Source organism: Geodermatophilus obscurus (assembly GCF_900115395.1).
Taxonomy (GTDB): domain Bacteria; phylum Actinomycetota; class Actinomycetes; order Mycobacteriales; family Geodermatophilaceae; genus Geodermatophilus; species Geodermatophilus obscurus_B.
In genome coordinates this window covers 130,085-154,972 of the sequence record NZ_FOWE01000005.1, presented here as the reverse complement: position 1 = coordinate 154,972, position 24,888 = coordinate 130,085, and the positions used below count along the sequence as shown (strand labels likewise).

25 protein-coding genes are annotated in these 24,888 nt (G+C 76.4%); 16 read left to right on the top strand and 9 right to left on the bottom strand.

Features of this window, described 5'->3' with window-relative positions:
* Positions 1–23 precede the first annotated feature (23 nt).
* The gene (locus BM165_RS11315; protein ID WP_083427297.1) at positions 24–968 is read left to right on the top strand and encodes an EamA family transporter; all 945 of its coding nucleotides are present in this window, start codon (positions 24–26) and stop codon (positions 966–968) included.
* Here BM165_RS11315 and BM165_RS11310 read toward each other — a convergent pair.
* On the bottom strand, positions 899–1,528 hold the full coding sequence (locus BM165_RS11310) for a TetR/AcrR family transcriptional regulator (RefSeq protein ID WP_083427264.1): 630 nt from the start codon (positions 1,526–1,528) through the stop codon (positions 899–901). The genes BM165_RS11315 and BM165_RS11310 overlap by 70 nt on opposite strands.
* Before the next feature lie 102 nt (positions 1,529–1,630).
* Here BM165_RS11310 and BM165_RS11305 point away from each other — a divergent pair, with 102 nt between their 5' ends.
* Positions 1,631–2,668 carry a hypothetical protein gene (locus BM165_RS11305; protein ID WP_075013651.1) on the top strand — a complete coding sequence of 346 codons (1,038 nt, stop codon included), beginning with the start codon at positions 1,631–1,633 and terminating at the stop codon, positions 2,666–2,668.
* A 1,555-nt stretch (positions 2,669–4,223) separates the two neighbouring features.
* Here BM165_RS11305 and BM165_RS11295 read toward each other — a convergent pair.
* A complete protein-coding gene (locus tag BM165_RS11295; protein WP_075013649.1) occupies positions 4,224–4,943 on the bottom strand; it encodes a hypothetical protein in 720 nt (239 codons plus the stop codon).
* A 182-nt stretch (positions 4,944–5,125) separates the two neighbouring features.
* Here BM165_RS11295 and BM165_RS11290 point away from each other — a divergent pair, with 182 nt between their 5' ends.
* Positions 5,126–5,629, top strand: a complete 504-nt coding sequence (locus BM165_RS11290) for a DUF2505 domain-containing protein (RefSeq protein ID WP_075013648.1) — start codon at positions 5,126–5,128, stop codon at positions 5,627–5,629.
* Here the strand turns inward: BM165_RS11290 and BM165_RS11285 are convergent.
* Positions 5,568–8,753, bottom strand: coding sequence for an acetyl-CoA carboxylase family protein (locus BM165_RS11285; RefSeq protein ID WP_075013647.1), 3,186 nt, complete (start codon positions 8,751–8,753; stop codon positions 5,568–5,570). The two genes, BM165_RS11290 and BM165_RS11285, sit on opposite strands and share 62 nt — an antisense overlap.
* Before the next feature lie 53 nt (positions 8,754–8,806).
* On the opposite strand from BM165_RS11285, the gene BM165_RS26075 reads away from it, so the two are divergent.
* Entirely contained in the window at positions 8,807–8,932 is a 126-nt protein-coding gene (locus BM165_RS26075) for a hypothetical protein (protein WP_280140709.1), read from the top strand.
* Positions 8,933–8,971: 39 nt separating this feature from the next.
* A complete protein-coding gene (locus tag BM165_RS11280) occupies positions 8,972–10,210 on the top strand; it encodes a serine/threonine-protein kinase (RefSeq protein ID WP_075013646.1) in 1,239 nt (412 codons plus the stop codon).
* Positions 10,211–10,219: 9 nt separating this feature from the next.
* On the opposite strand, the gene BM165_RS11275 is transcribed toward BM165_RS11280, so the two are convergent.
* Together BM165_RS11275 and BM165_RS11270 are read right to left on the bottom strand one after the other, a co-directional pair.
* On the bottom strand, positions 10,220–11,251 hold the full coding sequence (locus BM165_RS11275) for an ion channel (protein ID WP_075013645.1): 1,032 nt from the start codon (positions 11,249–11,251) through the stop codon (positions 10,220–10,222).
* 78 nt (positions 11,252–11,329) lie between these two features.
* On the bottom strand, positions 11,330–12,457 hold the full coding sequence (locus BM165_RS11270; RefSeq protein WP_208976716.1) for a glycerate kinase: 1,128 nt from the start codon (positions 12,455–12,457) through the stop codon (positions 11,330–11,332).
* Between the two features lie 38 nt (positions 12,458–12,495).
* On the opposite strand from BM165_RS11270, the gene BM165_RS11265 reads away from it, so the two are divergent.
* Positions 12,496–13,677: an acyl-CoA dehydrogenase family protein gene (locus BM165_RS11265; protein ID WP_075013643.1), complete on the top strand. Its 1,182-nt coding sequence runs from the start codon at positions 12,496–12,498 to the stop codon at positions 13,675–13,677.
* A gap of 12 nt (positions 13,678–13,689) precedes the next feature.
* On the opposite strand, the gene BM165_RS11260 is transcribed toward BM165_RS11265, so the two are convergent.
* On the bottom strand, positions 13,690–13,956 hold the full coding sequence (locus BM165_RS11260; protein WP_075013642.1) for a hypothetical protein: 267 nt from the start codon (positions 13,954–13,956) through the stop codon (positions 13,690–13,692).
* 143 nt (positions 13,957–14,099) lie between these two features.
* Between BM165_RS11260 and BM165_RS11255 the strand changes: the two genes are divergently transcribed.
* Together BM165_RS11255 and BM165_RS11250 are read left to right on the top strand one after the other, a co-directional pair.
* A complete protein-coding gene (locus BM165_RS11255) occupies positions 14,100–14,678 on the top strand; it encodes a hemerythrin domain-containing protein (protein WP_075013641.1) in 579 nt (192 codons plus the stop codon).
* Positions 14,679–14,752: 74 nt separating this feature from the next.
* The gene (locus BM165_RS11250) at positions 14,753–15,058 is read left to right on the top strand and encodes a hypothetical protein (RefSeq protein ID WP_075013640.1); all 306 of its coding nucleotides are present in this window, start codon (positions 14,753–14,755) and stop codon (positions 15,056–15,058) included.
* On the opposite strand, the gene BM165_RS11245 is transcribed toward BM165_RS11250, so the two are convergent.
* Positions 15,055–15,528 carry a MarR family winged helix-turn-helix transcriptional regulator gene (locus tag BM165_RS11245; protein ID WP_075013868.1) on the bottom strand — a complete coding sequence of 158 codons (474 nt, stop codon included), beginning with the start codon at positions 15,526–15,528 and terminating at the stop codon, positions 15,055–15,057. The genes BM165_RS11250 and BM165_RS11245 overlap by 4 nt on opposite strands.
* Before the next feature lie 21 nt (positions 15,529–15,549).
* On the opposite strand from BM165_RS11245, the gene BM165_RS11240 reads away from it, so the two are divergent.
* The 7 genes from BM165_RS11240 to BM165_RS11210 all read left to right on the top strand — a co-directional run bounded on the left by BM165_RS11240 (position 15,550) and on the right by BM165_RS11210 (position 21,889).
* On the top strand, positions 15,550–16,590 hold the full coding sequence (locus BM165_RS11240) for an ABC transporter substrate-binding protein (protein WP_075013639.1): 1,041 nt from the start codon (positions 15,550–15,552) through the stop codon (positions 16,588–16,590).
* A gap of 80 nt (positions 16,591–16,670) precedes the next feature.
* Positions 16,671–18,116, top strand: coding sequence for an APC family permease (locus BM165_RS11235; RefSeq protein WP_244274173.1), 1,446 nt, complete (start codon positions 16,671–16,673; stop codon positions 18,114–18,116).
* Entirely contained in the window at positions 18,113–19,135 is a 1,023-nt protein-coding gene (locus BM165_RS11230) for an acetamidase/formamidase family protein (RefSeq protein WP_075013637.1), read from the top strand. The genes BM165_RS11235 and BM165_RS11230 overlap by 4 nt, the downstream gene beginning before the upstream one ends.
* Positions 19,136–19,249: 114 nt before the next feature.
* Entirely contained in the window at positions 19,250–20,278 is a 1,029-nt protein-coding gene (locus BM165_RS11225; RefSeq protein WP_244274172.1) for a sigma-70 family RNA polymerase sigma factor, read from the top strand.
* On the top strand, positions 20,275–21,198 hold the full coding sequence (locus tag BM165_RS11220) for an STAS domain-containing protein (RefSeq protein WP_208976715.1): 924 nt from the start codon (positions 20,275–20,277) through the stop codon (positions 21,196–21,198). The genes BM165_RS11225 and BM165_RS11220 overlap by 4 nt, the downstream gene beginning before the upstream one ends.
* Entirely contained in the window at positions 21,195–21,599 is a 405-nt protein-coding gene (locus tag BM165_RS11215; protein ID WP_075013635.1) for an STAS domain-containing protein, read from the top strand. The genes BM165_RS11220 and BM165_RS11215 overlap by 4 nt, the downstream gene beginning before the upstream one ends.
* Positions 21,596–21,889, top strand: coding sequence for a phosphatase RsbU N-terminal domain-containing protein (locus BM165_RS11210; protein WP_075013634.1), 294 nt, complete (start codon positions 21,596–21,598; stop codon positions 21,887–21,889). Before BM165_RS11215 ends, BM165_RS11210 begins: the two co-directional genes overlap by 4 nt.
* Positions 21,890–21,972: 83 nt before the next feature.
* Here BM165_RS11210 and BM165_RS11205 read toward each other — a convergent pair whose 3' ends face one another.
* Positions 21,973–22,269 carry a hypothetical protein gene (locus BM165_RS11205; protein ID WP_143108131.1) on the bottom strand — a complete coding sequence of 99 codons (297 nt, stop codon included), beginning with the start codon at positions 22,267–22,269 and terminating at the stop codon, positions 21,973–21,975.
* Positions 22,270–22,478: 209 nt separating this feature from the next.
* Between BM165_RS11205 and BM165_RS11200 the strand changes: the two genes are divergently transcribed.
* Positions 22,479–23,270: an esterase/lipase family protein gene (locus tag BM165_RS11200; protein WP_143108130.1), complete on the top strand. Its 792-nt coding sequence runs from the start codon at positions 22,479–22,481 to the stop codon at positions 23,268–23,270.
* Here BM165_RS11200 and BM165_RS25655 read toward each other — a convergent pair.
* Entirely contained in the window at positions 23,237–24,838 is a 1,602-nt protein-coding gene (locus tag BM165_RS25655; protein WP_075013632.1) for an FAD-dependent oxidoreductase, read from the bottom strand. The genes BM165_RS11200 and BM165_RS25655 overlap by 34 nt on opposite strands.
* Positions 24,839–24,888 lie beyond the last annotated feature (50 nt).

Here is a 24,888-nt window from a genome sequence, read left to right as displayed (position 1 = left end):
TCGTGGCCGGGACGCTCGGGACCGTGCCTCCCCGCGACCGCCTGCTCGCCCTCCTCGTGGCCGTCGTCTGGGGGCTCAACTTCCCGGCGATCCACCTGTCGCTGGAGCAGTTCCCGCCGTTCCTCCTCGTGGCGCTGCGGTTCGCGCTCGTCGCCGTCCCGACCGTGCTGCTGGTCCCGCTCCCCGGCGTCCCGTGGCGGTGGGTGGTCGGGTACGGCGCCGGCTTCGGCGTCCTGCAGTTCCTCTTCCTCTACGTCGCCATGGACACCGGCATGCCGACCGGGCTCGCGTCACTGGTGCTGCAGTCGTCGGCGCCGTTCACCGTCGTGCTCGCCGGGCTCCTGCTGCACGAGCGGCTCACCGGGCGGCAGGCGGTGGGCGTCGCGCTGGCCGTCGCCGGGCTGGCCGGGATCGCCGTCCACCGCGCCGGGCTGGCCGGCGGCACGACGCTGCTGCCGGTGCTGCTCACCCTCTGCGGCGGGCTGGGCTGGGCGCTGGGCAACCTCTGCAACCGGCAGGCGCGCCCGGCGCGACCCTTTCGGCTGGTCCTCTGGATGACCGTCGTCCCGCCGCTGCCGATGCTCGCCGTCTCGCTCGCCACCGAGGGTCCCGCCCGCATCGGCGCGTCGTTCACGACCCTGGACAGCCGGCAGGGCGTCCTCGCACTCGCCGGACTCGCCTTCACCGTCGTCGTCGCGACCCTGCTCGGCTCGGGCATCTGGACGGCGCTGATGAGCCGTCACCCCTCGGGCACGGTGGCGCCGTTCTCGATGCTGGTGCCCGTCGTCGGGATGGGCTCGTCGTGGCTGCTGCTCGGCGAGCGGACGCCGCTGGTCGAGCTGACCTGCGGGGCGCTGGTGGTGACCGGGGTCCTGGTCGGCAGCCGCCCGCCGCGCCGCTACCCCTCGGCGACCGGCGACCCGGTGACCGGGGACCCGGCGGCGGTGACCCGCACCGCCTCCGCGTAGGCGGCCGGGTCGAGGTCGCCGAGCAGCAGCCGCTGCACGAGGAAGCCGAGCACCGAGGAGAGCATCGTCGCGCCCAGGTGCAGCGGGTCGGCGTCGGCCGGCAGCCGCCCGGCCGCCTGGCCCCGCCGGGCGACCTCGACGAAGTAGCCGCGGATGATCCGGTAGGCGCGGTCGACGACGGCGTGCACGGCCGGGTTGCGCAGGGCCTCCCCCCACGCCTGCACGGCGACCCGGGTCATGTCCACCGGCGGGCGAGCGCCCAGGTCGGCCACGAGTCCGACGGCGGTCGCCACCGCCGTCGGCGGGTCCGGGATCGCGTCCTCCGCGAGCAGCGCCTGGAAGCGGTCGGCCGCCTGCCCGAGGACGCGCTCGACGATCGCGGCGATCAGCTCGTCCTTGCTGCGGAAGTACCGGTAGACGGCGCCCGCCGACAACCCCGAGGCGGCGATGACGTCGGCCATGCCGGTGGCCTGGAAGCCGTTGGCCGCGAAACGGACGGTGGCGGCGTCGATGATCTGGTCCCGGCGGGCGGCCAGGTGTGAGTCGGGCACTCGGGGCATGGGCCGAGCATAAAGCGAACGATCGTTCTTGACGCCCGGTAGGGACCGCGCCACACTCGTCCGTGTAAGCGAACGGTCCTTCGTTTTACCGGAGTGGTCCTCATGCCCGCTGTCCCGGAGCCCACGACTCCCGCCCCCGCACGCTCCTCCCTCGCACCGGTCCTGGCCGCCGTCGCCGCGGTCGCGGTGCTCCTGACCGTCGTCCTCACCGCCTTCGCCTGGCCGGCCGTCCGGTCGGCGCCGCACGACCTGCCGCTCGCCGTCGCGGGGCCCCCACCGGCCGTCGCGCAGGTGTCCGCCGCCCTCGACGAGGCGTCCCCCGGCGCGTTCGACGTCCGCCCGGTCGACGACGAGGCCGCAGCCCGGGCGGCGATCGAGGACCGGGACGTGTACGGCGCGGTCGTCGTCGACGCCGCCGGACCCCGGCTGCTCGTCGCCTCCGCCGCCTCCCCCACCGTGGCGAACTCGCTGCGGCAGGTCGCGGCCGGGCTCGGTGCGGCGGCCGGCTCGCCGGTGGCGGTCGAGGACGTCGTGTCCGCCCCGGAGGCCGACCCCCGCGGCGCCGGCCTGGCCGCTTCCGCCCTCCCGCTGGCCCTGGGCGGCATCGTCACCGGCGCGCTCACCTCGCGCCTGGTGCGCGGCAGGCTCCGGCAGGTCGCCGCGGCACTGGCCGCCGCGGTCGCCGGCGGGATGGTGACCGCCACCGTCCTCGGCAGCTGGCTCGGCTCGGTCGGGGCCTCGTGGTGGACGACGTCGGGTGTGGTGGCGCTCGGCATCAGCGCGACCGCGCTGGTCCTGCTCGGCCTGCACGCCCTGCTCGGCACCGCGGGGCTGGCGCTCGGCTCGGCGACGACGGTGCTGCTGGGCAACCCGCTGTCCGGCCTGGCCGGTGCGCCGGAGCTGCTGCCGGGCGCCTGGGGGACGGTGGGCCAGCTGCTGCCCCCCGGCGCCACCGGGACGCTGCTGCGTGCCACCTCCTGGTTCGACGGCGCCGGTGCCGGCTCCGCGCTCCTCGTGCTCCTCACGTGGTGCCTCGCCGGTCTGCTCCTGCTCGCCGCCGGCGCCGCCCGCGGTCGCCGGTCCCGTCCCGCGGCGCCGGCTCCCGCCGCGCGGGAGGCCGTGCCGGTCGCGGCGGCGTGACGGCGCTCGCCACCGGTCCCGTCCTCGGTGCCCGTCGTGCCCACCGCGCCGGTGGGCACGGCGGGCGCCCGCACGCTCCGGCGACCTCGCTGGGCCCGGTGCTCCCACTCCGGACGACGCCGCGCACTGACGGTGATGACCCGCGCGTCGGCCGGTGCGCGCCTGAGCCAGCGGGTGAACGAGCGGCGCGGGACGCACGCTCCCGTAGACGGCCGGTACCGACGGGCCCACGATGGGCGCAGCAGGTCCGGCAGCTCGGGGGATGAGTAGTGGGCAGATCGCGTCGCGGTATCCGTTTCACACCGGCCGTGGGCGCGAGTGCCTTCGTCCTCGGCATGGCGGCGGCGGTGTCCGCGGTTTCGGCGACGCCGGCGGGTGCCCCCCTCGCCGGCGGGACCGCACCGGCCGGTGACGTCTACCGGCCCGACCCCGAGGCGACCGACGGCGGCCCGCTGGCCCTGCCGAGCATCGGGGTGGTGCCCCCCGAGTTCGAGGACGGGTGGGCGCCCATCCCCGCGGTCCCGCGAGCGCCCGACTGGGCCGGCCTGATGCCCGAGGACCCGTTCCCACCCCTCGACGACGACCTCGAGGCCGCTCTCGACGAGTACCCGCTCGGGGATCCGCCGCTGGGGGAGCCGACGCCGGAGGAACTGCCGATCGGCGCGCCGCCCGCCGAGCAACCGCTGCCGGCGGACGTGCCCACGGAGCCGACGGTGCCGACCACGGCCGCGACGGAGCCCACGCCGACCGAGCCGGCCCCGTCGGGCTCGGCACCCGCCGAGCCCACCCCGACGGAGCCGAGCACCTCCGCCGCACCCACCGAGCCGACGACTGCGGCCGCGCCCACCCCGGCGGCTCCGGCGGCTCCGACCACCCCGGTGGCTCCGACGACTCCGGCCGCGCCCACGACGCCGGCCGAGCCCGCTGTACCCGCAGCGCCCACCACCCCGGCCGCGCCCACCACGCCGGCCGCGCCGACGACGCCTCCGGCTACGCCGACGCCTCCGGCGGCGCCCACCACGCCGGCCGCGCCCACCACGCCGGCCGCGCCGACGACGCCTCCGGCTGCGCCGACGACTCCGGCGGCACCCAATACGCCGGCCACTCCGGCGGCGCCGACGACTCCGGCCGCGCCGACGACTCCGGCGGCACCAACCGCGCCGACGACTCCGGCTGTGCCGACGACCCCGGCGGCGCCCACCACGCAGGCCCCGACCTCGACCCCCAGCGCACCGGCTCCGGCGCAGCCTGCGCCAGCGCAGCCCGCACCCGCCGCGCCTGCACCCGCCGCACCCGCACCGGCCGAGCCACCCGCGACCGACTGCGAGCCAGCCGCCGTTCCCGCGGAACAGCCGGCTGCGGAGGCCACCGCCGACCCGGCGGCGACGCCGGCCCCGGACGCCGTCGCCTGCACGGTCCCGGAGACGGAGCCGGTCACCGCCGCGCCCTGACCCGGGAGCACGTCACCGCGGCCCGCTGCACGCCATCGCCGGCCCACACGACGACGGAGGCCGTCACCCCGGTCGGGGTGACGGCCTCCGGAGCGGAGCCCGGATCAGCGCCCGGCAGGCCGGGCGAGCGAGGCGACGCACTCGCCCTGGTTGCGGAACACCGGCTTGGTGCTCCTGGCCCACCCGCCGCTCTTGCAGTCCTGCTTGGCGGTCAGCGTCACGTGCACCGCGAAGGTGAAGCGGGTGCCGGCGAACTCGATCGACTCGATGACGCCGTCGCCCTTGACGCCCGAGCCGAGCGAGAACCCGAACGCGAGGACATCGGCTTCGGGGAACGCCTCACTCCACTCGTCGAGCGTGCCGAACCAGTTGCTACCAGAGCCCCCGCCGGTCCGTGGCGCGTCGTCCTTCACGGACTGCTGCGCGTCGTTGCTCAGCCACCACTTGTCGCCGTACACGTCCTCGCCGACCAGGATGCCGTCCTCGAAGCCGTCGCCGTCGAAGTCGACACGGAGCTGGAAGCCGGGCGGGGTGGTGCCCGAGATGGCGGTGTAGTCGAGGCTGGAATCGCGCGCATCGGCGAGTGACACATCCGTGGCCACGTACTCGGCCACCTTGTCCGTGCTGGTGCTCCCTCTGGTCGTGATGCGGAGTCCCGTGCCCTCGACCGCGTAGGAACCGGTCGCCCGGGTGTCGGTGTACGCGGCGACGAAGTCGTCGGGGACGTAGATGACATCCGTGTCGGCGGCCTGGGCGGCCGGTCCGGTCAGCAGGATGGTGGCGCCGGCGGCCAGGGCCCCGGCGAGAGCGGTGCTGCGACGCACGCGTGGTCTCCTCGGTGAGGGCGCCGGCCATGTACCCGGCGCGTCCTCCGGGACGCTAGGTCGGCCGGGAGGGGTTCCTCCGCACGCTCGGAGGGCGGGTCCGGCCCAGGCGTCCCAGGCCTCCCGCGCACACCGCGGGCCCCCGCCGGGCGGACGGCGGCCGTCCCGGACGAGGATGGGGTGTGCCCATCGACGCCACGACCAGCTACTCCGCCGACCCCGACCGCGTGCTCGCCGTCCTCACCGACGAGGCCTTCCTGCGCGAGGTCGCGCAGGCCCTCGAGGCGCAGGTGCAGGAGGCCTCGAGCCGCGCCGACGACACCGGCACCACGACGCGGGTGCGGCTGTCGGCGCCCACGACGGGCATCCCGCCGGTCTTCGCCCGCTTCGTCGGCACCACCGTGCCGGTCTCGCAGGTCACCACCTGGACGCCGGACGGCGACGGCGGCCACCACGGCAGCCTCGACCTGCGGGCCGAGATCATGGGTCGCGAGGCGCGGGTCACCTGCGAGCGGCGCCTGACCCCGGCCGCCGGGGGCGGGACCCGCGCCACCGTCACCGGCGACGCGAAGGTCGACGCCCCCTTCATCGGCCGCCAGGCCGAGGGCGCCGTGCGCGACCTGGTCAGCCAGGTGGTGCTGCGCCACGAGCACGAGGTGCTGCAGCGCCGCCTGGGCGAGGGCTGAGCCCGGCCAGCGCGCGCAGGAGCACGTCGCGGGTGTCGGCCGGGTCCACGACGTCGTCGACCTCGAACGCCGAGGCGACCTCCAGCGCCCGGCCCCGGGCGTAGGACTCGGCGACGAGCTCGGCGAAGCGCGCCTCCCGCGCTCCCGGCGACAGGGCCTCCAGCTCGCGGCGCGCTCCCAGCCGGACGGCGCCCTCGAGGCTCATCGGCCCGAACTCGCCGGTCGGCCAGGCCAGGGTGAGCAGCGGGACGCCGAGGTCGCCGCCGAGCATCGCCATCGCCCCGAGGCCGTAGGCCTTGCGCAGCACCACGGCGAGCAACGGCACCGGCAGCTGCGCCCCGGCGACGTAGAGCCCGCCGAAGCGCCGCACGGTCCCGGTGCGCTCGGACTCCGGACCGACCATGAACCCCGGGGTGTCGACCAGCGAGACCACCGGCAGCCCGGCCGACCCGCACAGCCGCAGCAACGCCGCCGCCTTGTCGGCCGACTCGCCGTCGATCGCCCCGCCCAGGTGCCGCGGGTCGTTGGCGAGCAACCCCACCGGCCGCCCGCCGAGGCGGGCCAGCGCGGTGACGATCCCGCGGCCGTACGCGGGGCGCAGCTCCAGCACGCTGCCGGCGTCGGCCAGCGTGGTGACCACCGGCCGCACGTCGTAGCTGCGCACCCGGTTCGCCGGCAGCGCTGTCCGCAGCACGCGCTGGTCGGCGGCCTCCCCCGGCTCGGCCCGGCCGGCGAGCAGCCCGAGCGCCTGCCGGGCCGCGGCGACGGCCGCGGCGTCGTCGGGCACCACGACGTCGACCACGCCGGTGGCCGCGTGCACCGCGGTCGGCCCCACGTCCTCCGGCGCGACGACGCCCAGCCCGCCGGCCTCGATCATCGCCGGCCCGCCCATGCCGATGCTGCTGCCCTCGGTGGCGACCACGACGTCGCAGCAGCCGACCAGCGCCGCGTTGCCCGCGAAGCAGTACCCCGAGACGACGGCGACCGTGGGCACCCGCCCGGCCAGGCGCGCCATGGTGGTGAACGTCGGGACGTCGAGGTGCGACAGCCCCACCCCGTCGGTGTCGCCGGGCCGGCCGCCGCCGCCCTCGGCGACGAGCACCACCGGCAGCCCCCGCTCCGCGGCGACCTCCAGCACCCGGTCGGTCTTGCGGTGGTTGACGCGGCCCTGGGTGCCGGCCAGCACGGTGTAGTCGTAGGCGAGCACCGCGCACGGGACGCCGTCGACCTCGCCGATGCCGGTGACCATGCCGTCGGCCGGGGTGCGCGCGACCAGCTCCTCCAGCGACCGGCGGGCCCGCTGGGCGGCGAGGCCGAGCCCGCCGTACTCGACGAAGGTGCCCTCGTCGACCAGCGCGGCGACCGTCTCGCGGGCGGTCATCCGGCCGGCGGCGTGCCGCCGCTCCACCACGTCGGGGCGCGCCGTGTCGAGGGTGGCGGCCCGGCGCTCCCGCAGCTCGGTCAGCTCGGGCCGCAGGACGTCGGGGTCGGTCGCCTCCGGCCCCGCGTCGTCCCCGGCGACCTCCCCCGGGACGACGCCGGCGAGCACCGCCCCGGCGGCGACCACCTCGCCGACCCGCACGGCCAGCCCGGTGAGCACGCCCCCGGCCGGCGCCGCCACGACGTGCTCCATCTTCATCGCCTCGAGCACCACCAGCGGCGCGCCGGCGGCGACGGCGTCGCCGTCCGCGGCGGTCACCTCGACCACCGCCCCGGACAGCGGCGCGGTCACCGGCAGCACGCCGTCGACGACGGCCACCGCCTCGGCGGGTGGCTGCGGCACCAGGTCGGCGAGGCGGGCGTCGACGAGGTCGGTGGTGGCCGTGCCGGCGGCGACGTCCGGCAGGGCGACCAGCGCGGCGAGCACGTCGCGGTTGGTGGGCACCCCGGTGACGTCGAGCTCGGTGAGGGCCCGGCCGGCGCCGGCCAGCGCGCGCGGCAGGTCGCGGTCGTGCACGACGACCTTGGCCAGCAGCGAGTCGTAGCGCGGGCCCACCTCCGCCCCCGGCACCGCGGCGGTGTCGACCCGCACGCCGCGGCCCGTGGGCGGGACGAACCGCTCGAGCACGCCGGTGCCGGGCCGCACGGTGCCGTCGGGCAGCAGCGTCTCGGCGTTCACCCGCACCTGGACGGCGGCGCCGCGGACCGCGGGCGGGCCGGCCAGTCCCAGGCCGGCGAGCGTCCTCCCCTCGGCCAGCCGGATGCCCAGCTCCACCAGGTCGAGGCCGGTGACCTCCTCGGTGACGGTGTGCTCGACCTGCAGGCGCGGGTTGACCTCGAGGAAGGCGACCTCCCCGCCGCGGACCAGGAACTCCACGGTGGCCAGCCCGCGCAGGCCGGCCGAGGCGCACAGCGCCGTCGCCCACCCGGCCAGGCGGGCCCGCAGCGCGTCGTCCAGTGCCGGCGCCGGGGCGACCTCGACGAGCTTCTGGCGCCGCCGCTGCAGCGAGCAGTCCCGGTCGCCGAGGACGACGACCGCCGCACCGTCGCCGGCCACCTGGACCTCGACGTGCCGGGCGCCGGTCAACAGCCGCTCGAGGTAGACGGCGCCGTCGCCGAAGGCGGCCCGCGCCTCCGAGCGGCAGCGCTCCAGCGTGGCCGGCAGGTCCGCGGGGTCGTGCACGAGGCGCATGCCGCGTCCCCCGCCGCCGGCCACCGCCTTCACCATGGCCGGGCCGCCGGCGAGGAACGCCGCGGCGGCCTCGGGGGCGGGGTCGGCGCCCGTGGCGGCCGGCACGGGCAGGCCCACCTCGACGGCGCGGGCCCGGGCGCGGGTCTTGTCACCGAACAGCGCGAGCGCCCCGGCGTCCGGGCCGACGAACGTGATCCCGGCGCCGGCGCAGGCCCGCGCGAGGGCCGGGCTCTCGGCGAGGAACCCCCAGCCTGGGTGCAGGGCGTCCGCGCCGCTCCGCACCGCGGCCCCGACCACCGCGGCGACGTCGAGGTACGCGGCCGGGCCGGCGCCGGGCAGCCGGACGGCGTCGTCGGCCCGCCGCAGGTGCAGGCCCCCGGCGTCGTCCTCCGGCGCGACGGCCACCGTGGACAGGCCGAGGGCGGCGGCGGTCCGCAGCACGCGGACGGCGACCTCGCCGCGGTTGGCGACCAGCAGCCGGGTGACGCTCACGGACGCCGGAGTCTAGGGAGCGCCGCGGCGGGATCCGGGGCAGGCTGCCGGGCATGACGACGCCGCCCGAGTCCGACCTGCCCCAGCCCCGCGACATCGCCGTGGAGATGGAGACGCAGGAGGTCGCCGACGACCTCGAGGCGAAGAGCGACCCGGAGGAGCCGACGAACCCGGCCTGAGCCGGGACGGCGGCCCGCTCCCGGGCGTAGCGTTCTGGCATGTCCGCCGAAACCGGAACCGGGCGTCTGGTCGCCGGGCGCTACTCCGTGACCGGCGTCCTGGGCCGCGGGGGCATGGGAGTCGTCTGGGACGCCACCGACGAGGTGCTCAACCGACCGGTCGCGCTCAAGGAGGTGTCGTTCCCGCCGCACCTCTCCGACGAGGAGCGCGCCTCGCTGCGGGCCCGGACCCTGCGGGAGGCCCGCACGGCGGCCCGGCTGGTCCACCCCTGCGTGACGACCCTCTACGACGTCGTCGAGGAGGACGGCCGGCCCTGGCTGGTCATGGAGCGGGTCGAGTCGCGCAGCCTCCAGGAGGTCGTGCAGCGATCGGGCCCGCTGCCGTGGCGCACCGCTGCCCGCATCGGCCTCGACGTCCTCGACGCGCTGGAGGCCGCGCACGCCGCCGGGATCGTGCACCGCGACGTCAAGCCGGCCAACGTGCTCGTCGGCACCGACTGCTCGGCGCACCTCACCGACTTCGGCATCGCGACGGCGACCGGCGACGCCTCGATCACCACCTCCGGCGCGATCCTCGGGTCGCCGGCCTACATGTCCCCGGAGCGGGCGCGCGGGGAGGAGCCGGGGCCCGCGGTCGACCTGTGGTCCCTGGGCGCCACCCTCTACACGGCGGTCGAGGGCCGGCTGGCCTTCGACCGGCCCGAGCCGATGGCCACGCTGCTCGCCGTCGTCCAGGAGGACCCCGCACCGCCCGAGCGGGCCGGCCCCCTCGCACCGGTGCTGCAGGGCCTGCTCACCCGCGACCAGGAACAGCGGTGGGACGTCGCCCGCGCCCGGGCCGGCCTGCGCGACGCCCTCGCCGGGGCCGGGCCGGGCCCGGCGTGGTCGCCGCCCGAGCCCGACGGCACCCCGGCCGCCGACGCCCCCTCCCTCGGCGGCCAGGTGGAGCGCTTCGACCGCGACGACCTGCGGGCGCTCGCGTCGGTCATCGGCACCGTCGCCCGCGACGCCCGCGACCAGGCCCGCCACCTGGCCGACAAGCGCCGCGAGCGCCGGGACCGGCGCGCCGACCGGAGGGTCGCCCCCGTGCCGCCGCCGGCACCGCCACCGGTCGCCCTCCGTCCGGGGGGTCCCGCCCGCCGTGCGGGTGCCCCGGCCCGGCGGCTGCGGTTCAAGCGGCGCTGGGTCGTCGTGCCGGTCGTGCTGGCCGTGCTCGCCGTCCTCGCCGCGCTGGGCGGGGTGGTCGCCCTGGTGGCCGCCGCGGCCGGCTGGTGGTGACCGGCCCGCTCAGCTCCGCTGGGCGAGCCGCGCGGGGTCCAGTCGCCGGGAGGCGACGTAGTACAGCGTGGCGCCCTCGGGCACGGGGGTGTCCCACGACGGGCTGACCAGCAGGCCGTCGTCGGTGCGCAGGGCGAGCACCGTCGCGCCGTGCTCGCGGCCGAAGGCGGTCTGGCAGTCGCCGAAGGTGCGGTGCGCCAGGCCGCCGCGCGGCACCCGCACCGAGTAGGTGTTGCCGTGGCCGCCGGCCGTCATCAGCTCGTTGTAGACCTGGGTCAGCCCCGGGTCGGCCGCCTCCTCCGACAGCAGGAACGGCATGTGCCACTGCACCACCTGTACGCCGGGGTTGACGTAGCGCAGGGTGTCGCGGCGGGCGAGGTCGCGGACGGCGGCGACCATGTGCACCGCCGGGTTGGCGTGGTCGACGGCGACGGCGATGGCCAGCGTCTCGTTGTCGTCGCGGCCGTCGATGACCGCCGTCCGGGCGTGCTCGACGCAGGCCCGGTGCATGACGTCGGCGTGGGTGAGGTCGCCGCGGACGAAGGAGACGGCGCGCTGCTCGGGCATCGGGTTGCCCGGCACGTCGTCGTGGGCGCACAGCACCACGTGCGTGCCCGGCTCGACGGTGAGCTCGGCGACGATCCGCTCGGTCCGCCCGGGCGTGTACCCCAGGACGACGACGTGGTCCCGGACGTCCAGGCCCACCACCCCTCTCAGACGCTTGCCCCGCGCGTTCTGCAGGGCGGTGGCCAGCTCGGTGAACAGCAGCGTCAGCGTGACGATCCCGCCGACGATCACGTACGCGCCGACGGCGTGGCCGGCGAGGGTCTCCGGGAACAGGTCGCCGTAGCCGACGGTGGCGGCCGTGACGACGAAGTACCACCAGTAGTTCGCGGGGGCGACGATGTCGGCCCCGGGCTCGGCCAGCGCCATGAGCCCCCAGCTGCTGAGGAAGACCAGCAGCGCCACGGCCAGCGGCAGGCGCCAGCCCGGCAGCCGGGTGCGGGCGAAGCGCAGCAGCCGGTGCAGCAGGAACGGCAACGGGGCTCCTCGGGCGGCCGGGCGGACACCGCAACCTACCGTCGGCCCGCGCGCGCGGGTGTCCCCCCGGAGCGGGACTCAGCCGCGCGGGCCGGCCGCCACCCGGGGCCCGACCGTGCGGGCGGCGAGCTCCTCGAGAACGGCGGCGGCGTCGGTGAGGCAGCGGCCGACGTCGGGCTCGACCTCGGTGAGCGCGGGCGCGGCCGCGAACCCGGCGGCCGCGAGCTCGCCCGGGGTCAGCGCCACGCGGCCTGCCAGCCCCACACACGGCACCCGGGCCGCGCGCGCCCGCGCCGCCACCACCGCCGGCGCCTTGCCGCGCAGCGTCTGCGCGTCCAGCGACCCCTCGCCGGTGACGACGAGGGCGGCGCCGGCGAGCGCGGCGTCCAGCCCGACGAGGTCGGCGACCAGCTCCGCGCCCGAGCCGACCGAGCAGGTGAGGACGGCGGCCACGCCGGCGGCGGTGCCCCCGGCCGCGCCCATCGCCGGCCGTCCCTCCAGGTCGATGCCGAGGTCGCGGCGCACGACGGCGGCGAACCGGGCCAGCGCGGCGTCGAGCTCGGCGACCTGCTCCGGCGTCGCGCCCTTCTGCGGCCCGTAGACCGCGGCCGCCCCGGCCGGGCCGGTGAGCGGGTTGTCGACGTCGGTGGCCACCCGCACCGCGAGGCCGTGCAGCCGCCGGTCGCGGGCGCCGACGTCGATGCGCTCCAGCAGGGCGAGGCCCGCGCCGCCGGGCGGGACGTCGCGGCCCGCGGCGTCGAGCAGCCGCACGCCGAGCGCCTGCAGCAGGCCCGCACCGGCGTCGGTCGTGGCGCTGCCGCCCAGGCCCAGCACCACCCGGCGCGCACCGGCGTCGAGCGCGGCCAGCAGCAGCTCCCCGACCCCGCGGGTGGTGGCGGTCAGCGGCGCCGGGGTCTGCAGCAGGCCGATCCCGGCCGCGGCGGCGAGCTCGACCACCGCGGTGTCGCCGTCGACGGCGAGGACGGCGTCGACCGCGCGGCCGTCGGGGCCGCTGACCCGCACCGTCCGCGGGCGGTACCCGGCGCGCAGCGCGGCGGCCACCGTCCCCTCGCCGCCGTCGGCCATCGGACGGGTGAGCACCTCCGCGCCGGGCACCGCCCGGCGCACGCCGCGGGCGACCGCGTCGGCGGCCTCCGCGGCGGTCAGGGAGCCCTTGAGGGAGTCGGGCGCGACGACGATCCGCACGCCCGGCAGCATGCCCCGCCCGCGCGTAGCGTCGGCGCGTGACCGAGACCGCGCGCACCGACTTCTACGCCATCGAGGAGCTCCTGGCCCCCGAGGAGGTCGAGGTCCGCGACCGGGTGGCCGACTGGTGCGCCAAGGAGGTCACGCCGCGGATCAACGACTACTGGGAGCGCGGCGACTTCCCGTTCGAGCTGGTGCCCGGCTTCGCCGAGCTGGGCATCGCCGGCGGCACCGTGCAGGGCTACGGCTCGCCGGGCATGAGCGCCGTCGCGGCCGGCCTGGTCGCCGCCGAGCTCGCCCGCGCCGACGGCAGCATCGGCACCTTCAACGGCGTGCACAGCTTCCTGGCGATGCAGTCGATCGCGCTGCTCGGTTCGGAGGAGCAGCGCGAGCGGTTCCTGCCCGCGATGGCGCGGATGGAGAAGATCGGCGCGTTCGGGCTGACCGAGCCGCAGCACGGCAGCGACGCCGTCGCCCTGGAGACCCGCGCGCGCCGCGACGGTGACTCCTACGTCCTCGACGGGCAGAAGAAGTGGATCGGCAACGGGTCGATCGCCGACTACGTGCTCATCTGGGCGCGCGGGGAGGACGGGCAGGTCGGCGGCTACGTCGTCGAGAAGGGCACGCCCGGGTTCACCGCGCGGGTGATGACCGGCAAGACGGCGCTGCGGGCGGTGTGGCAGGCCGAGATCACCCTCGAGGGCGCCCGCGTCCCGGCGGAGAACCGGCTGGAGAACTGCCGGTCGTTCAAGGACGTCTCGACCATCCTCGACCGCACCCGCTACACCGTCGCCTGGCGGGCTCTGGGCGTGGCCATGGCCGCCTACGAGCTGGCGCTCGCCCACTGCCTGCAGCGCGAGCAGTTCGGCCAGCCGATCGCCGGCTACCAGCTGGTGCAGGAGAAGCTGGCGACGATGCTCGCCGAGATCACGACGATGCAGCTGATGTGCTGGCGGCTGTCGAGCCTGGCCGACGCCGGCCGGATGACCGCCGCGATGGCCTCGCTGGCCAAACGGCACTGCTGCGCCACCGCCCGGCGGATCGTGGCCGACTCCCGCGACCTGTTCGGCGGCGACGGCATCCTGCTGCAGCACCACATCGCCCGCCACCACGCCGACATCGAGGCGATCTACACCTTCGAGGGCACCGACCACGTGCAGGCGCTCATCGTCGGGCGGGAGATCACCGGGCTGTCGGCGATCAGCGGCCGGCGGCGCTGACCCGGCGGGGGCTCAGCCGGCGCGGCTGAGCTGCGCCGGCTGCGGCAGGCCGGACAGCCGGCGGCACTCCGGGCACCCGGTGCGGCCGCTGCCGATCCGCGCCCAGACCTGGCTGCCCCACACCTGCACGATGGCGCCGCACAGCGCCAGCTCGACCTCCCCGTCGAGCTCCGCGGCCGGGCGGTGCGCCTCGACGGCGTGCCAGGGCGTGTGCTCCCCGGCCGGCGTGCCGCGGGACCACCGGTCGGGCCGGGCGAAACCCACCGCGTAGGACTCCACGGACCTGCTGTGCCCCAGGCCACATCCGGCCGAAACCCCCTGGTCGCGGGACAGGGCCGCGGGGGTGTGCCGGCGGGTGCCGCGGGGAAGGGTCGGGGCGTCCCCGAGCAGGGGGGACGCAGGTCAGCGAGCCGGGAGACACCGTGACCGAGACCCAGCGTGACGTGGTGGAGCTGCTGAGCGCCGACCACCGCGAGTTCGACCGCATCTTCCGAGAGCTCGAGCAGCTCATGGGCAGCACCGACCCCGACGTGCTGGCCCGCAAACGCGCCCTGGTCGACGAGGTGAGCATCGGCCTGGTCAAGCACTCCGTCGCCGAGGAGACGCAGGTCTACCCGCGGGTGCAGAAGGAGGTGGACGCGGAGGAGGCCGAGCGCTCCAAGCACGAGCACGACTCCGCCGAGCAGACGATGAAGCAGCTCGAGCGGCTCGACCCCGCCGACGAGCGGTACGACGTCGAGATCCGGACCCTCATCCACGAGATCCGCACGCACGTGGAGCACGAGGAGAGCCGGATGTTCACCGAGCTGCGGGCGTCCTTCGACCGCGCCGAGCTGGTGCGGATGGCGGAGGCGGTCGAGCGGGTGAAGAAGATCGCGCCGACCCGGCCGCACCCGATGACGCCGAACGAGGGCGTGGTCCGCACGGTGGTCGGCCCGGTCGCCGCGCTCGTCGACCACCTGCGGGACGCGGTCAGCGGGCGGGGCAAGCAGGACACCTGACCCGGTCCCCCGCCGGCACCACGACGGTCCTCCCGGCGTTACCGTCGGGAGGACGGCGGCGTGAGGAGTGAGCGGTGGAACCAGTCAGCCTGGTGGTCGGTGCGGTGCTGGTGGCCGTCGGCTTCGTGGCGGGCCGGATCGGGCGCCGCCGGCCCCCGGCGCCACCGGCGAACCCCCAGCCGGTGTGCGGCTGCGGGCACCCGCTGAGCCAGCACGACACCGGGACCAACACCTGCTACGCCGAGCTGCGCCGCGACGCCTACGACAAGCGCGGCCGCTGGGCCGGTCACACCTGGGTGCCGTGCACGTGCCGGCAGTACGTCGGCCCCCGCCCGATCGACGAGGTGTTCGTGCCCCGCGTCCTGCCCCCGGCGGACTAGCTCCCGGGCAGGGGGTCCTGCGGCGCCGCGAGGTCGGTGAGCGCGGCGACCAGCGCGCCGACCCGGTCGGCGCCAAGCTCGGCGGCCAGCGCGGCCTCGTGCGCCGCCACCAATGCCTCGAGCCGGTCGAGCCGGGTGCGCCCGCGCGCCGCCAGGTGCACCCGCACCCGCCGCCCGTCGTCTGGGTCGGGCAGCCGATAGGCGAGCGCTGCGTCGACCAGGGCGTCGACCAGCCGGGTGGTGGTGGGCGCCGGCAGGCACAGCGCCGCGCCGAGCTCGCCCATCGTGCGCCCCGGCCCGCTGCCGAGCGCCCGCATCAAGCGGTAGGAGTCGAGCGTCGCGCCGTCCTCGGCGAGCACCGCGGTGACCCCGCGGGCCACCCGCCGCGCGACCACGGTGAGCAGCTCGACGAGCGAGGGAGCGGCCGACGGCGGCGCGGGAGCGCCCGTGGCCTGCTGCTCGACCGCCATGGACCGCACCATACTCAGGGAGTGACCGGCCCGACCGTCCCGATCGACGCCTGGGAGGCCGCCGTCACCGGCCGCTCCCCCGGCGTCCTGCGCGTCGGCCTGGCCCTCCCGCTCACCGGTCCGCTGGCGATGACCGCGCCGTCGGCGCTCGACCTCGCGGGGCTGGCGGCCGACGAGCTCAACGACGCCGGCGGGGTCCGCGGCCGCGCCGTCGAACTGGTCACCGTCGACGCCGGACGGCGCCCCGTCGAGGTGGCCGCCGACGTGGCGGCGCTGCACGCGGCCGGCGCCGTCGACGTGTTCGTCGGGTTCTCCACCAGTGACGTCTCCCGGGCGGTCGCAGCAGCGCTGGCCGGCCGCGCCGGCTACGTGTTCACCCCGCCGCACGAGGGCGGCCGCGCCCGTCCCGGCGTGCTGCGGATCGGCTCCTCGCCGCTGGCCCAGCACGCCGCCGCCCTCGCCTGGCTGGTCCGCCACCGGCACGCCCGGCGCTGGCTGCTGCTGGGCACCGACTACGTCTGGCCGCAGGCGGTGCACCGCGCCGCCCGGACGGTGCTGGCCGACCTCGGCGCTGAGGTGGTCGACGAGCGGCTGGTGCCCTTCGGCCCGATGGACCCCGGCCCGGCGCTGGACCTGGTCCGCCGCAGCAGGGCCGACGCCGTCCTGCTCAGCCTGGTCGGCCGCGACCTGGTGGCCTTCAACCGGGCCTTCGCCCGCGCCGGCCTCGACCGGCGGGTGGTGCGGCTCTCCGGCGCGCTGGAGGAGAACGGCCTCTACGCCGTCGGCGGGGACAGCGGCGGGGAGCTCTACGCCTGCATGCCCTCCTTCGCCGCCCCCGACGGCAGCGGCGACGAGGGCCAGCTCGACCTGCAGGAGCGGCTCGCGGCCCGCGCCGGCCCCTCCGCGCCAGTGGTCTGCGCCTACGCCCGCGGCGTCCACGACGGCGTCCGCACCGCCGCCGGCCTGCTCGGGCCGGGGTCCGGCGGACCCGCGCGGCCGGCTCCCCCGCGCCTGGCCCGTGCCGAGGGACTCGTCTTCCGCGAGGTCGCGCCGCGCGCCTGACCCCGAGGTGCTTCCACGTGGAAACAACAGGGGTCTACCCTCCCCCGCGTCCGGCCCCGAGCCGGCCGAGAGGAGGAGCCGTGAGCGACCACCGCCCCACCCATTCCCCCGACCTGCCCGGGAGCACCGGCGCCGGATCGGTGCCCGCCGCCGGTGCGGCCGGCGTCGAGGAGTTCGGCTACCGCCAGGAGCTCAAGCGCTCGCTGACCTTCACCGACCTGCTAGTCTACGGCCTGGTCTTCATGGTCCCGATCGCGCCGTTCGGCATCTTCGGCGGCGTCTTCCAGGCCTCCGGTGGCATGGTCGCCCTGGCGTACGCGATCGGCGGCCTGGCCATGGCCTTCACCGCCGCGTCCTACTCGCAGATGTCGCGGGCGTTCCCGATGGCGGGCTCGGTCTACACCTACGCCGGCCGCGGCATCGCCCAGCCGGTCGGCTTCATCGCCGGCTGGATGATCCTGCTCGACTACGTGCTGGTCCCCGCGCTGCTCTACCTCATCGCCGCGATCGCGATGAACTCGATCGTCACCTCGGTGCCGGTGCTGGTCTGGCTGATCGGCTTCGTCGTGCTCAACACCGTCGTCAACTACTTCGGCATCGAGTTCACCGCGCGGGTCAACAAGATCATGCTCGTCGGCGAGCTGATCGTGCTCGCGATCTTCCTGGTGATCGGCGTCGTCGCGCTGGCCTCCGGTGAGGGCCGCGGCTTCGACTTCTCCCCGATCTACGACGCGGACGCCTTCTCCCTCGAGCTCGTCTTCGGGGCCGTGTCGGTGGCCGTGCTGAGCTTCCTCGGCTTCGACGGCATCTCCACCCTGGCCGAGGAGAACCGCGACTCCGCCCGCTCGATCGGCAAGGCGATGATCGCCGCGCTCGCCCTGGCCGGGACGCTGTTCATCGTCCAGACCTGGGTGGCGGCGCTGCTCGTGCCCGACCCGGACACCCTCATCGCCGAGGGGGACGCCGCCGGCACCGCCTTCTACGACGCCGCCGAGGTGGCCGGGGGTGCCTGGCTGGGCACGCTCACCGCGGTGGCGACGGCGGTCGCGTGGGGCTTCGCCAACTCCCTCGTCGCGCAGGCGGCCACCTCCCGGCTGCTGTTCGCGATGGCGCGGGACCGGCAGCTGCCGGGCTTCCTCCGGCAGGTGCACCCGACCCGCCGCGTGCCGGTCAACGCGACCCTGCTGGTCGCGGCCGTCTCCCTCCTGCTCGGCTGGTACATGACGACCCGGGAGGACGGCATCACGCTGCTGTCCACGCTGGTGAACTTCGGTGCCCTGTCGGCGTTCCTGCTCCTGCACGTGTCGGTCGTCGTGCACTACGTCGGCAGGCAGCGGAGCAGGAACTGGTGGCTGCACCTGGTGGTGCCCGTCCTCGGGTTCGCCATCCTGGTCTACGTCGTCGTCAACGCCCAGGTGACGGCCCAGCGGCTGGGGTTCGTCTGGTTGCTCATCGGCGTGGCGCTGATGGTCTTCCTGGTCGCCACGGGCCGGAAGCCCGAGATCCGGGCGGAGGAGGAGCTGTGACGCAGTCCCTCGAGGTCGTCACCCTGGAGCCGACGCCCGACCAGTGGCGGTGGTCGTTCGGCGGCGGCGAGCCGCTGCTGACCGTCGCACCCGGCACGGTGGTCGAACTGACCACCGAGGACTGCTACGCCGGGAAGGTCCGCAGCGTCGAGGACCTGCCGAGCGTCGTGTGCCAGTTCCCCTACCTCAACCCCGTCACCGGGCCGATCGCGGTCGAGGGCGCCGAGCCCGGCGACACCCTCGCGGTGCACCTGGTCGACGTCGCGCCGGCCCGCGACTGGGCGGTGTCGAGCACGTTCCCGCACTTCGGCGCGCTCACCACCACGCACAGCACCGCGATGCTGCACGACCCGCTCGAGGAGCTGGTCTGGCTCTACGAGGTCGACCGGGAGCGCGGCACCTGCCTGTTCCGGCCGCGCCGCGGCGGGCCGGAGGTGGAGCTCCCGCTCGACCCGATGCACGGCACGATCGGCGTCGCGCCGGCCTCCGGCGAGGTGTTCGCCAGCATCACGCCCGGTGCGCACGGCGGGAACATGGACACCCCCGAGGTGCGCGCGGGCACGACGGCGTACTTCGGCGTGAACGTGCCCGGCGGGCAGCTGTCGATCGGTGACGGGCACTGCCGGCAGGGCGAGGGCGAGGTGTGCGGGACCGCCGTCGAGTCGGCGATGCGCACCGTGGTCGTCGTCGACCTCGTCAAGGGCGGCGGCCCGGCGTGGCCGCGGCTGGAGACCGACGAGTTCCTCATGTCGACCGGCTCGGTGCGGCCGCTGGAGGACGCCTACCGGGTCAGCCAGCACGACCTGGTCACCTGGGCGGCGCAGCTGACCGGCTGGGACCCCCTCGACGCGCTGCAACTGGTCAGCCAGGCGGGGCTGGCGCCGGCGGGGAACGTCGTCGACACCAACTACACGATGGTGGCCAAGCTGGCGAAGCGGTACCTGCCGGGTGCCACCGCGGCCGACGGCGTGCACGAGCGGCTGCGGGCCACCGCCGCCGCCTACCTCGCCGAGCGCTGACACCGGCGGCCGTCACCGTGCCCGCTTCCGGCACGGTGACGGCCGTCCGGGCGTAGCGTCCGGCTCATGGCGGCCACCGGGTCCGCCACGCGGTCACCACACGGTGACGACGCCGTGGCCTCGTTGATCCCCATGGTCCGGCGCATCGTCGCCGCCCGCGTGGACGACGCGGCCATGGCTGATGACCTCGTCCAGGAGACGCTGGTGCGGGTGCTGGCCGCCGCCGGGCGGGTCGACGCCGGGATGCTCGAGCCATACGCCATCGCCACCGCACGCAACGTCGTCGCCACCGCCTGGCGCGACCGGGACCGGCAGCGGCGCAACCAGCACCGGGTCGTCGACCTCGACACCCCCGACCCGCCCGACACCGAGCTGCTCGCCTCCGAGGAGCGCGCCGCGGTGGCCGAGGCGCTCGCCCGGCTCGGGGACCGCGACCGCGAGGCGCTGCTCGCCCACGAGGTGTCGGGCCGGGACACCCGGTCACTGGCCGCCGAGCTCGGGTCCACCCCCGGTGCCGTCGCCGCCCAGCTGCACCGGGCCCGGGCCCGGCTGCGCGTGGAGTACCTGCTGGCCCGGGACCACACCGAGCCGCCGACCGACCGGTGCCGCCCCGTCCTGCTCGCCCTGTCCAGCGGTGACCGCCGCCGCCAGCGCGAGGTCGAGGCCGGGCGGCACCTGCTGGAGTGCGACGCCTGTGCCGGGCTCAGCCAGCCGCTGCTCGACCGTGCGCCGCCGCGCGAGGACGCCGTCCGCATCCCCGTCGACGGCGACGGCGACGTCGTCGCGGCCCGGCAGGCCGCCCGCGAACTGGCCGCCCGGCTCGGCTGCTTCTCCCGCACCGACCTGACGCTCATCGCCACGGCCGTCTCCGAGGTGACCCGCAACATCGTCAAGTTCGCGGGCTCCGGCGAGGTGGTCGTGGAGGTCCTCGAGGAGCCGCGCACGGGCGTGCGGGTGACCGCCCGCGACACCGGCCCCGGCATCCCCGACGTCGAGCGGGCGCTGCAGGACGGCTACAGCACCTACGCCGGCCTGGGCCTGGGCCTCCCCGGCGCCCGGCGGCTGATGGACGAGTTCGCGATCGCCTCCGAAGTGGGGCGGGGCACGACGGTGACGATGACGAGATGGTGTGGTGAGCGATGACCGGCTACCGAGGACAGGGCACGACGACCGGGGGCCCCGGGGGCCTGGACGGCCTCGACGGCCTGGAGGGCCTGGCCGAGGACCAGCTGCTCCCCCAGCTCGTCGCGCACCTGCGCGAGCACCGCGCGCGGCTGCGGCACGAGTGGGCCGACCGCATCCAGCTGGCCGGGCTGCTGCACGCCATGACGCCGCAGGAGATGGCCGCCGAGACGACGTCGGTCTACGACAACTACGTCGAGGTGCTGGAGACCGGCAGCGTCGAGGCCCTGCAGCGCTACGCCCGCGACCTCTCCGAGCGGATCATCCCGCGCGGCGTCGAGACCCACGAGGTCGTGGGGATCGTGCTGTTGCTGCGCGACGTCCTCGCCCGGTCCCTGTTCGAGAAGTACCAGCGCGACTTCGGCCTGCTCAACCGGGTGCTCGACGCCTACGAGCCGGCCGCCAACCGCATCGCCAACACCGTCGCGGTCAGCTTCGTGGAGGAGCGCGAGCGGGTCATCCGGCAGCAGCAGGACTCCATCCGCGAGCTGTCCACCCCGGTGCTGCCGGTGCGGGAGCGGCTGCTCATCCTGCCGATCATCGGGGTCCTCGACCGGGAGCGTGCCCGCCAGCTCACCGAGCAGCTGCTCAACGGCATCCGCACCCACCGTGCGCGGGTGGTGGTCATCGACATCACCGGCGTCCCCGAGGTCGACGAGTCGGTGGCCAACCACCTGGTGCAGACGGTCGACGCCTCCCGGCTGATGGGGGCCAGCGTCATCATCACCGGCCTGTCCCCCGTGATCGCCCAGACGCTGGTGACCATCGGGGTCGACCTCAGCAAGATGGACACCATCGGCGACCTGCAGGGCGGCCTGGAGGAGGCCGAGCGCCTCCTCGGCTACCCGACCGCCGGCGGGGACGACGGGACGGCGCCGTGACCGGACCACGGCTCGTCTCGATCCTGCGGCAGGGCTCCCACCTCATCGCCTCGGTGCACACGGCCCTGGACGACACGCAGATGACCGCCTTCCAGCACGACCTGGTCGACCGGATCGGCCGGGACCGGTCGCGGGGCGTGGTGATCGACGTGGCCGCGCTCGACGTCCTGGACTCCTTCGCCACCCGGACGCTGCGGACGATCGCGGAGGTTGCCCGGCTGCGCGGCGCGGTGACGGTGGTGGTCGGCATCCAGCCGGACGTGGCCTTCGCGATGGTGTCGCTGGGGATGGACACCGGGGCGCTGCACACCGCCCTCGACCTCGAGGAGGGCCTGGCCCTCCTCGACCGGATCGCCGGGGGCCGCCGCCCGGCAGTGGGCGCGCGGGGCGGGCCGGCGTGACCGGCGGCGTCGAGGGCCTCACCCGCGACTACCGCGTCGCCTTCCTGGCCCACCTCACCCGCCGCTGCGAGGCCTCGCTGAGCCGGGGGTACGAGCTCGGGCGGGCCGCGGTCACGCAGGGGCTGGGGATCCTCGAGGTCGCGAGCGTGCACCACGAGGTGCTGCTGGAGGTGCTGCGGGAGACCCCCGCCGACGAGCTGCCCGAGGTGGCGGCCGCGGCCGCGGAGTTCCTCAGCGAGGTGCTGGCGACGTCGGACATGGCCCAGCGGGCGCTGCTGCACCGGCGCTGACCCGGACCCCCGACCGGGCACGGGGTCACGGTCCCGGCCGGGGGCTGGGCCGGCGCGGCCGGGGGAACCGCGCCGGGCTCAGGTCAGACGTTCTGCGTGATGGTGATGTCTCCCTGGTCGGTCGTGCAGACGGGGTCCACCTCGCCGCCGCGGTCGACGGCCGTGCCCAGGACCGCCACCGGGCCGACCTTGACGCCGCAGACGTTTGCCGCGATCTGGGCGGCAATGCCGATCGGGACGGTCACCGTCACATCGCCGACGTTGACGTTGACCAGGCCGTCCTGGTCCACCGGCTGGGCGCTGGCGGTGCCGGCGACGCCGGTGACGAGCGCGGTCGACGCGACCAGGCAGAAGGCGGAGCGCTTGAGCGTGCTGGTCATGGGGGTCTCCATCCGTCGGTGGCCCGGTGCGGCGTCCTCGCCGTGTGGGCCGTGCACAGGTGAAGACCCCTCCGGCCCCTGGCCATGACGCGGACTTGGACGGCATCCGGCCCGGATCGGGTGCCGGACCCGCGTCATGAACGTGGTCGTGCGGCGTCCGCGCGGGTAGGGGCCGGGGGTCCCGCTGCACCACTGTCGGAGGAGAGCCCGTGTCCGAGACCCCCGGACGCCGCCCGCCCGCCCGGCGCGCCACCCTGCTGGCCGCCACCGAGCCGGCGCGGGCCGCGGCCAGTGCCGGCGCCCTCGCGCTGGCTTACCCCCTGCTGCGCGGCGCCCCGCGCGGTGAGCCGCACGGCGTGCTCGTCCTCCCCGGGCTGCTCGCCTCCGACGTCTCGACCGGGACGCTGCGCCGGTGGCTGCGCGGGCTGGGGTACCCCGTGGTCGGCTGGGAGCTGGGCCGCAACCGCGGCCCGACCAAGGAGATCACCGACGAGCTGCCCCGGCTGGTGGAGCGGCTGGCCGAGCGGCAGGGCGGGCCGGTGAGCATCGTCGGGCAGAGCCTCGGCGGCATCTACGCCCGGCGGCTGGCGACGCGGGTCCCGCGGCTGGTGCGCCAGGTGATCAGCCTCGGCTCACCGTTCGCGCTGGCGGGCCGCCCCGCCGACGACTCGCCCGGTGCCCGCACCTACGACCGGTACCGCCACCTGCACGCCGTCCCCCGCGGTCGCGGCGACCTGCGCGGCGGCCTGCCGGTGCCGAGCACCGCCGTCTACTCGCGGTGGGACGGCGTCGTCGACTGGCGGGCCTGCCGGCAGCGGCCGGGACCGCGGGCCGAGAACGTCGGCGTGCACGCCAGCCACCTCGGCATGGGTCTCGACCCCGCGGTGCTGTGGCTGGTGGCCGACCGGCTGGCCCAGACGCGCGACGGCTGGGCGCCGTTCAGCCCGCCGGCCCGGCTGCGGTTCCTCTACCCGCGGGAGGACGGCGACACGGCCGGCTGACGGCGCCGCGCCCGCAGCACCGCGTCGGCCACGTGCACCGACCCGTGCTCGTGACCGCGGGCCTCGCGGGGACGCGACTCCGCCACCTCGACCTCCCAGTCCCCGGCGTCGAGCACGGCGGCCAGCTGCTCGCCGGTGGCGTACCACTCGGGCAGGCCCGGACGCTGCACGCCGCGGGAGAGGTCGCCGCCGTCGTGCATGGTCACCAACAGCGTGCCGCCGGGCGCGACCGCGGTGGCCAGCCGGCGCAGCACGTCGTCGCGGGTGGCGGGCAGGAAGTGCAGGAACGACGCCGTCACCAGGTCCCACCGCTCGTCGCCGGGCTCCCACGACGAGACGTCGGCCTGACGGGTGTCGAGCGCCACGCCGGCCGCCTCGGCCGCCGCGGCCGCCCGGTCCAGCGCCGTGCGGGAGAGGTCGAGCGCGGTCACCGCCCAGCCGCGCCGGGCCAGCCAGACGGCGTCGCCGCCCTCGCCGGCGCCGGCGTCGAGCGCGCGCCCCGGCGGGAGGTCGGCGGCCTCGGTGGCCAGCACGTCGTTGACCCGGCCGCTCCACACGGTGTGCGCGTGCGACCGGTAGCGCTCCTCCCACCACTGCTCGCCGTACACCGGGTCGGTCTGCGCGCGCAGCACGTCGACGGCGAGGCGGGTGTCCTCGGCGAGGAGGTCGGCGTTGATCTGGCCGGCCGCCCACAGCCCGGCTGCCGCGGACGAGACCACCTGGGCGCCGAGATCGGTGACGTTGCCGGCCGCCCACACGCCCGGGACCGCGGTGGCGCCGCGCGCGTCGACCGGCACGTGGGTGCCCATGACCACCTCGCCCATCCGGAACGGCTCGGCCTCGATGCCCAGATCGGCGAGCACCGCCGAGCGGGCGGTGAACCGCGGCGCGACGACGACGGCCGCGCGGGGCACGACCTCGCCGCTCGCCAGGCGGACGCCGGTCAGTCGGCCGCCGTCGGTCTCCAGCGCGACGACCTCGCCGGTCACGACGCGGACACCGCGGGCGGCCAGGGCCTCCGCGACGTCGGCCGGCGGCGCGTCCGCGGTGTGCTGGAACAGCACGACGTCGGCGCTCCACTGCCGCCACAGCTGCGCTTGGTGCAGCGACAGGGGACCGGTGGCCACGACGCCGATCGCCTGGTCCCGCACCTCCCACCCGTGGCAGTACGGGCAGTGCAGCACGTCGGTGCCCCACAGCTCGCGCACGCCCGGGATCTCCGGCAGCTCGTCGGTCAGCCCGGTGGTGACCAGCAGCCGGCGCGCGCGGAGCACCCGCCCAGCCGCCGTCTCGACGGTGAAGGCGCCCACCGAGCCGCCCACCGCGGTGACCGTGCCGTCGACCAGCGCGACGCCGTACCCGGCGACCTCCGCCCGTCCGGCGGCGAGCAGGTCGGCCGGCGGGGTGCCGTCGCGACCGAGGTAGTTGTGCATCGCGTGCGCCGGCGCGTTGCGCGGCGTCCCCTCGTCGACCACCGCCACCGAGCGGCGCGCCCGTCCCAGGGCGAGGGCGCCGGACAGGCCGGCCGCTCCCCCGCCGATGACCACCACGTCGTATGTCTCGTCCATGCCGGCGACTGTGCGCCCACCCGTGCCGCCTTGACAAACTTCCTTGCCGG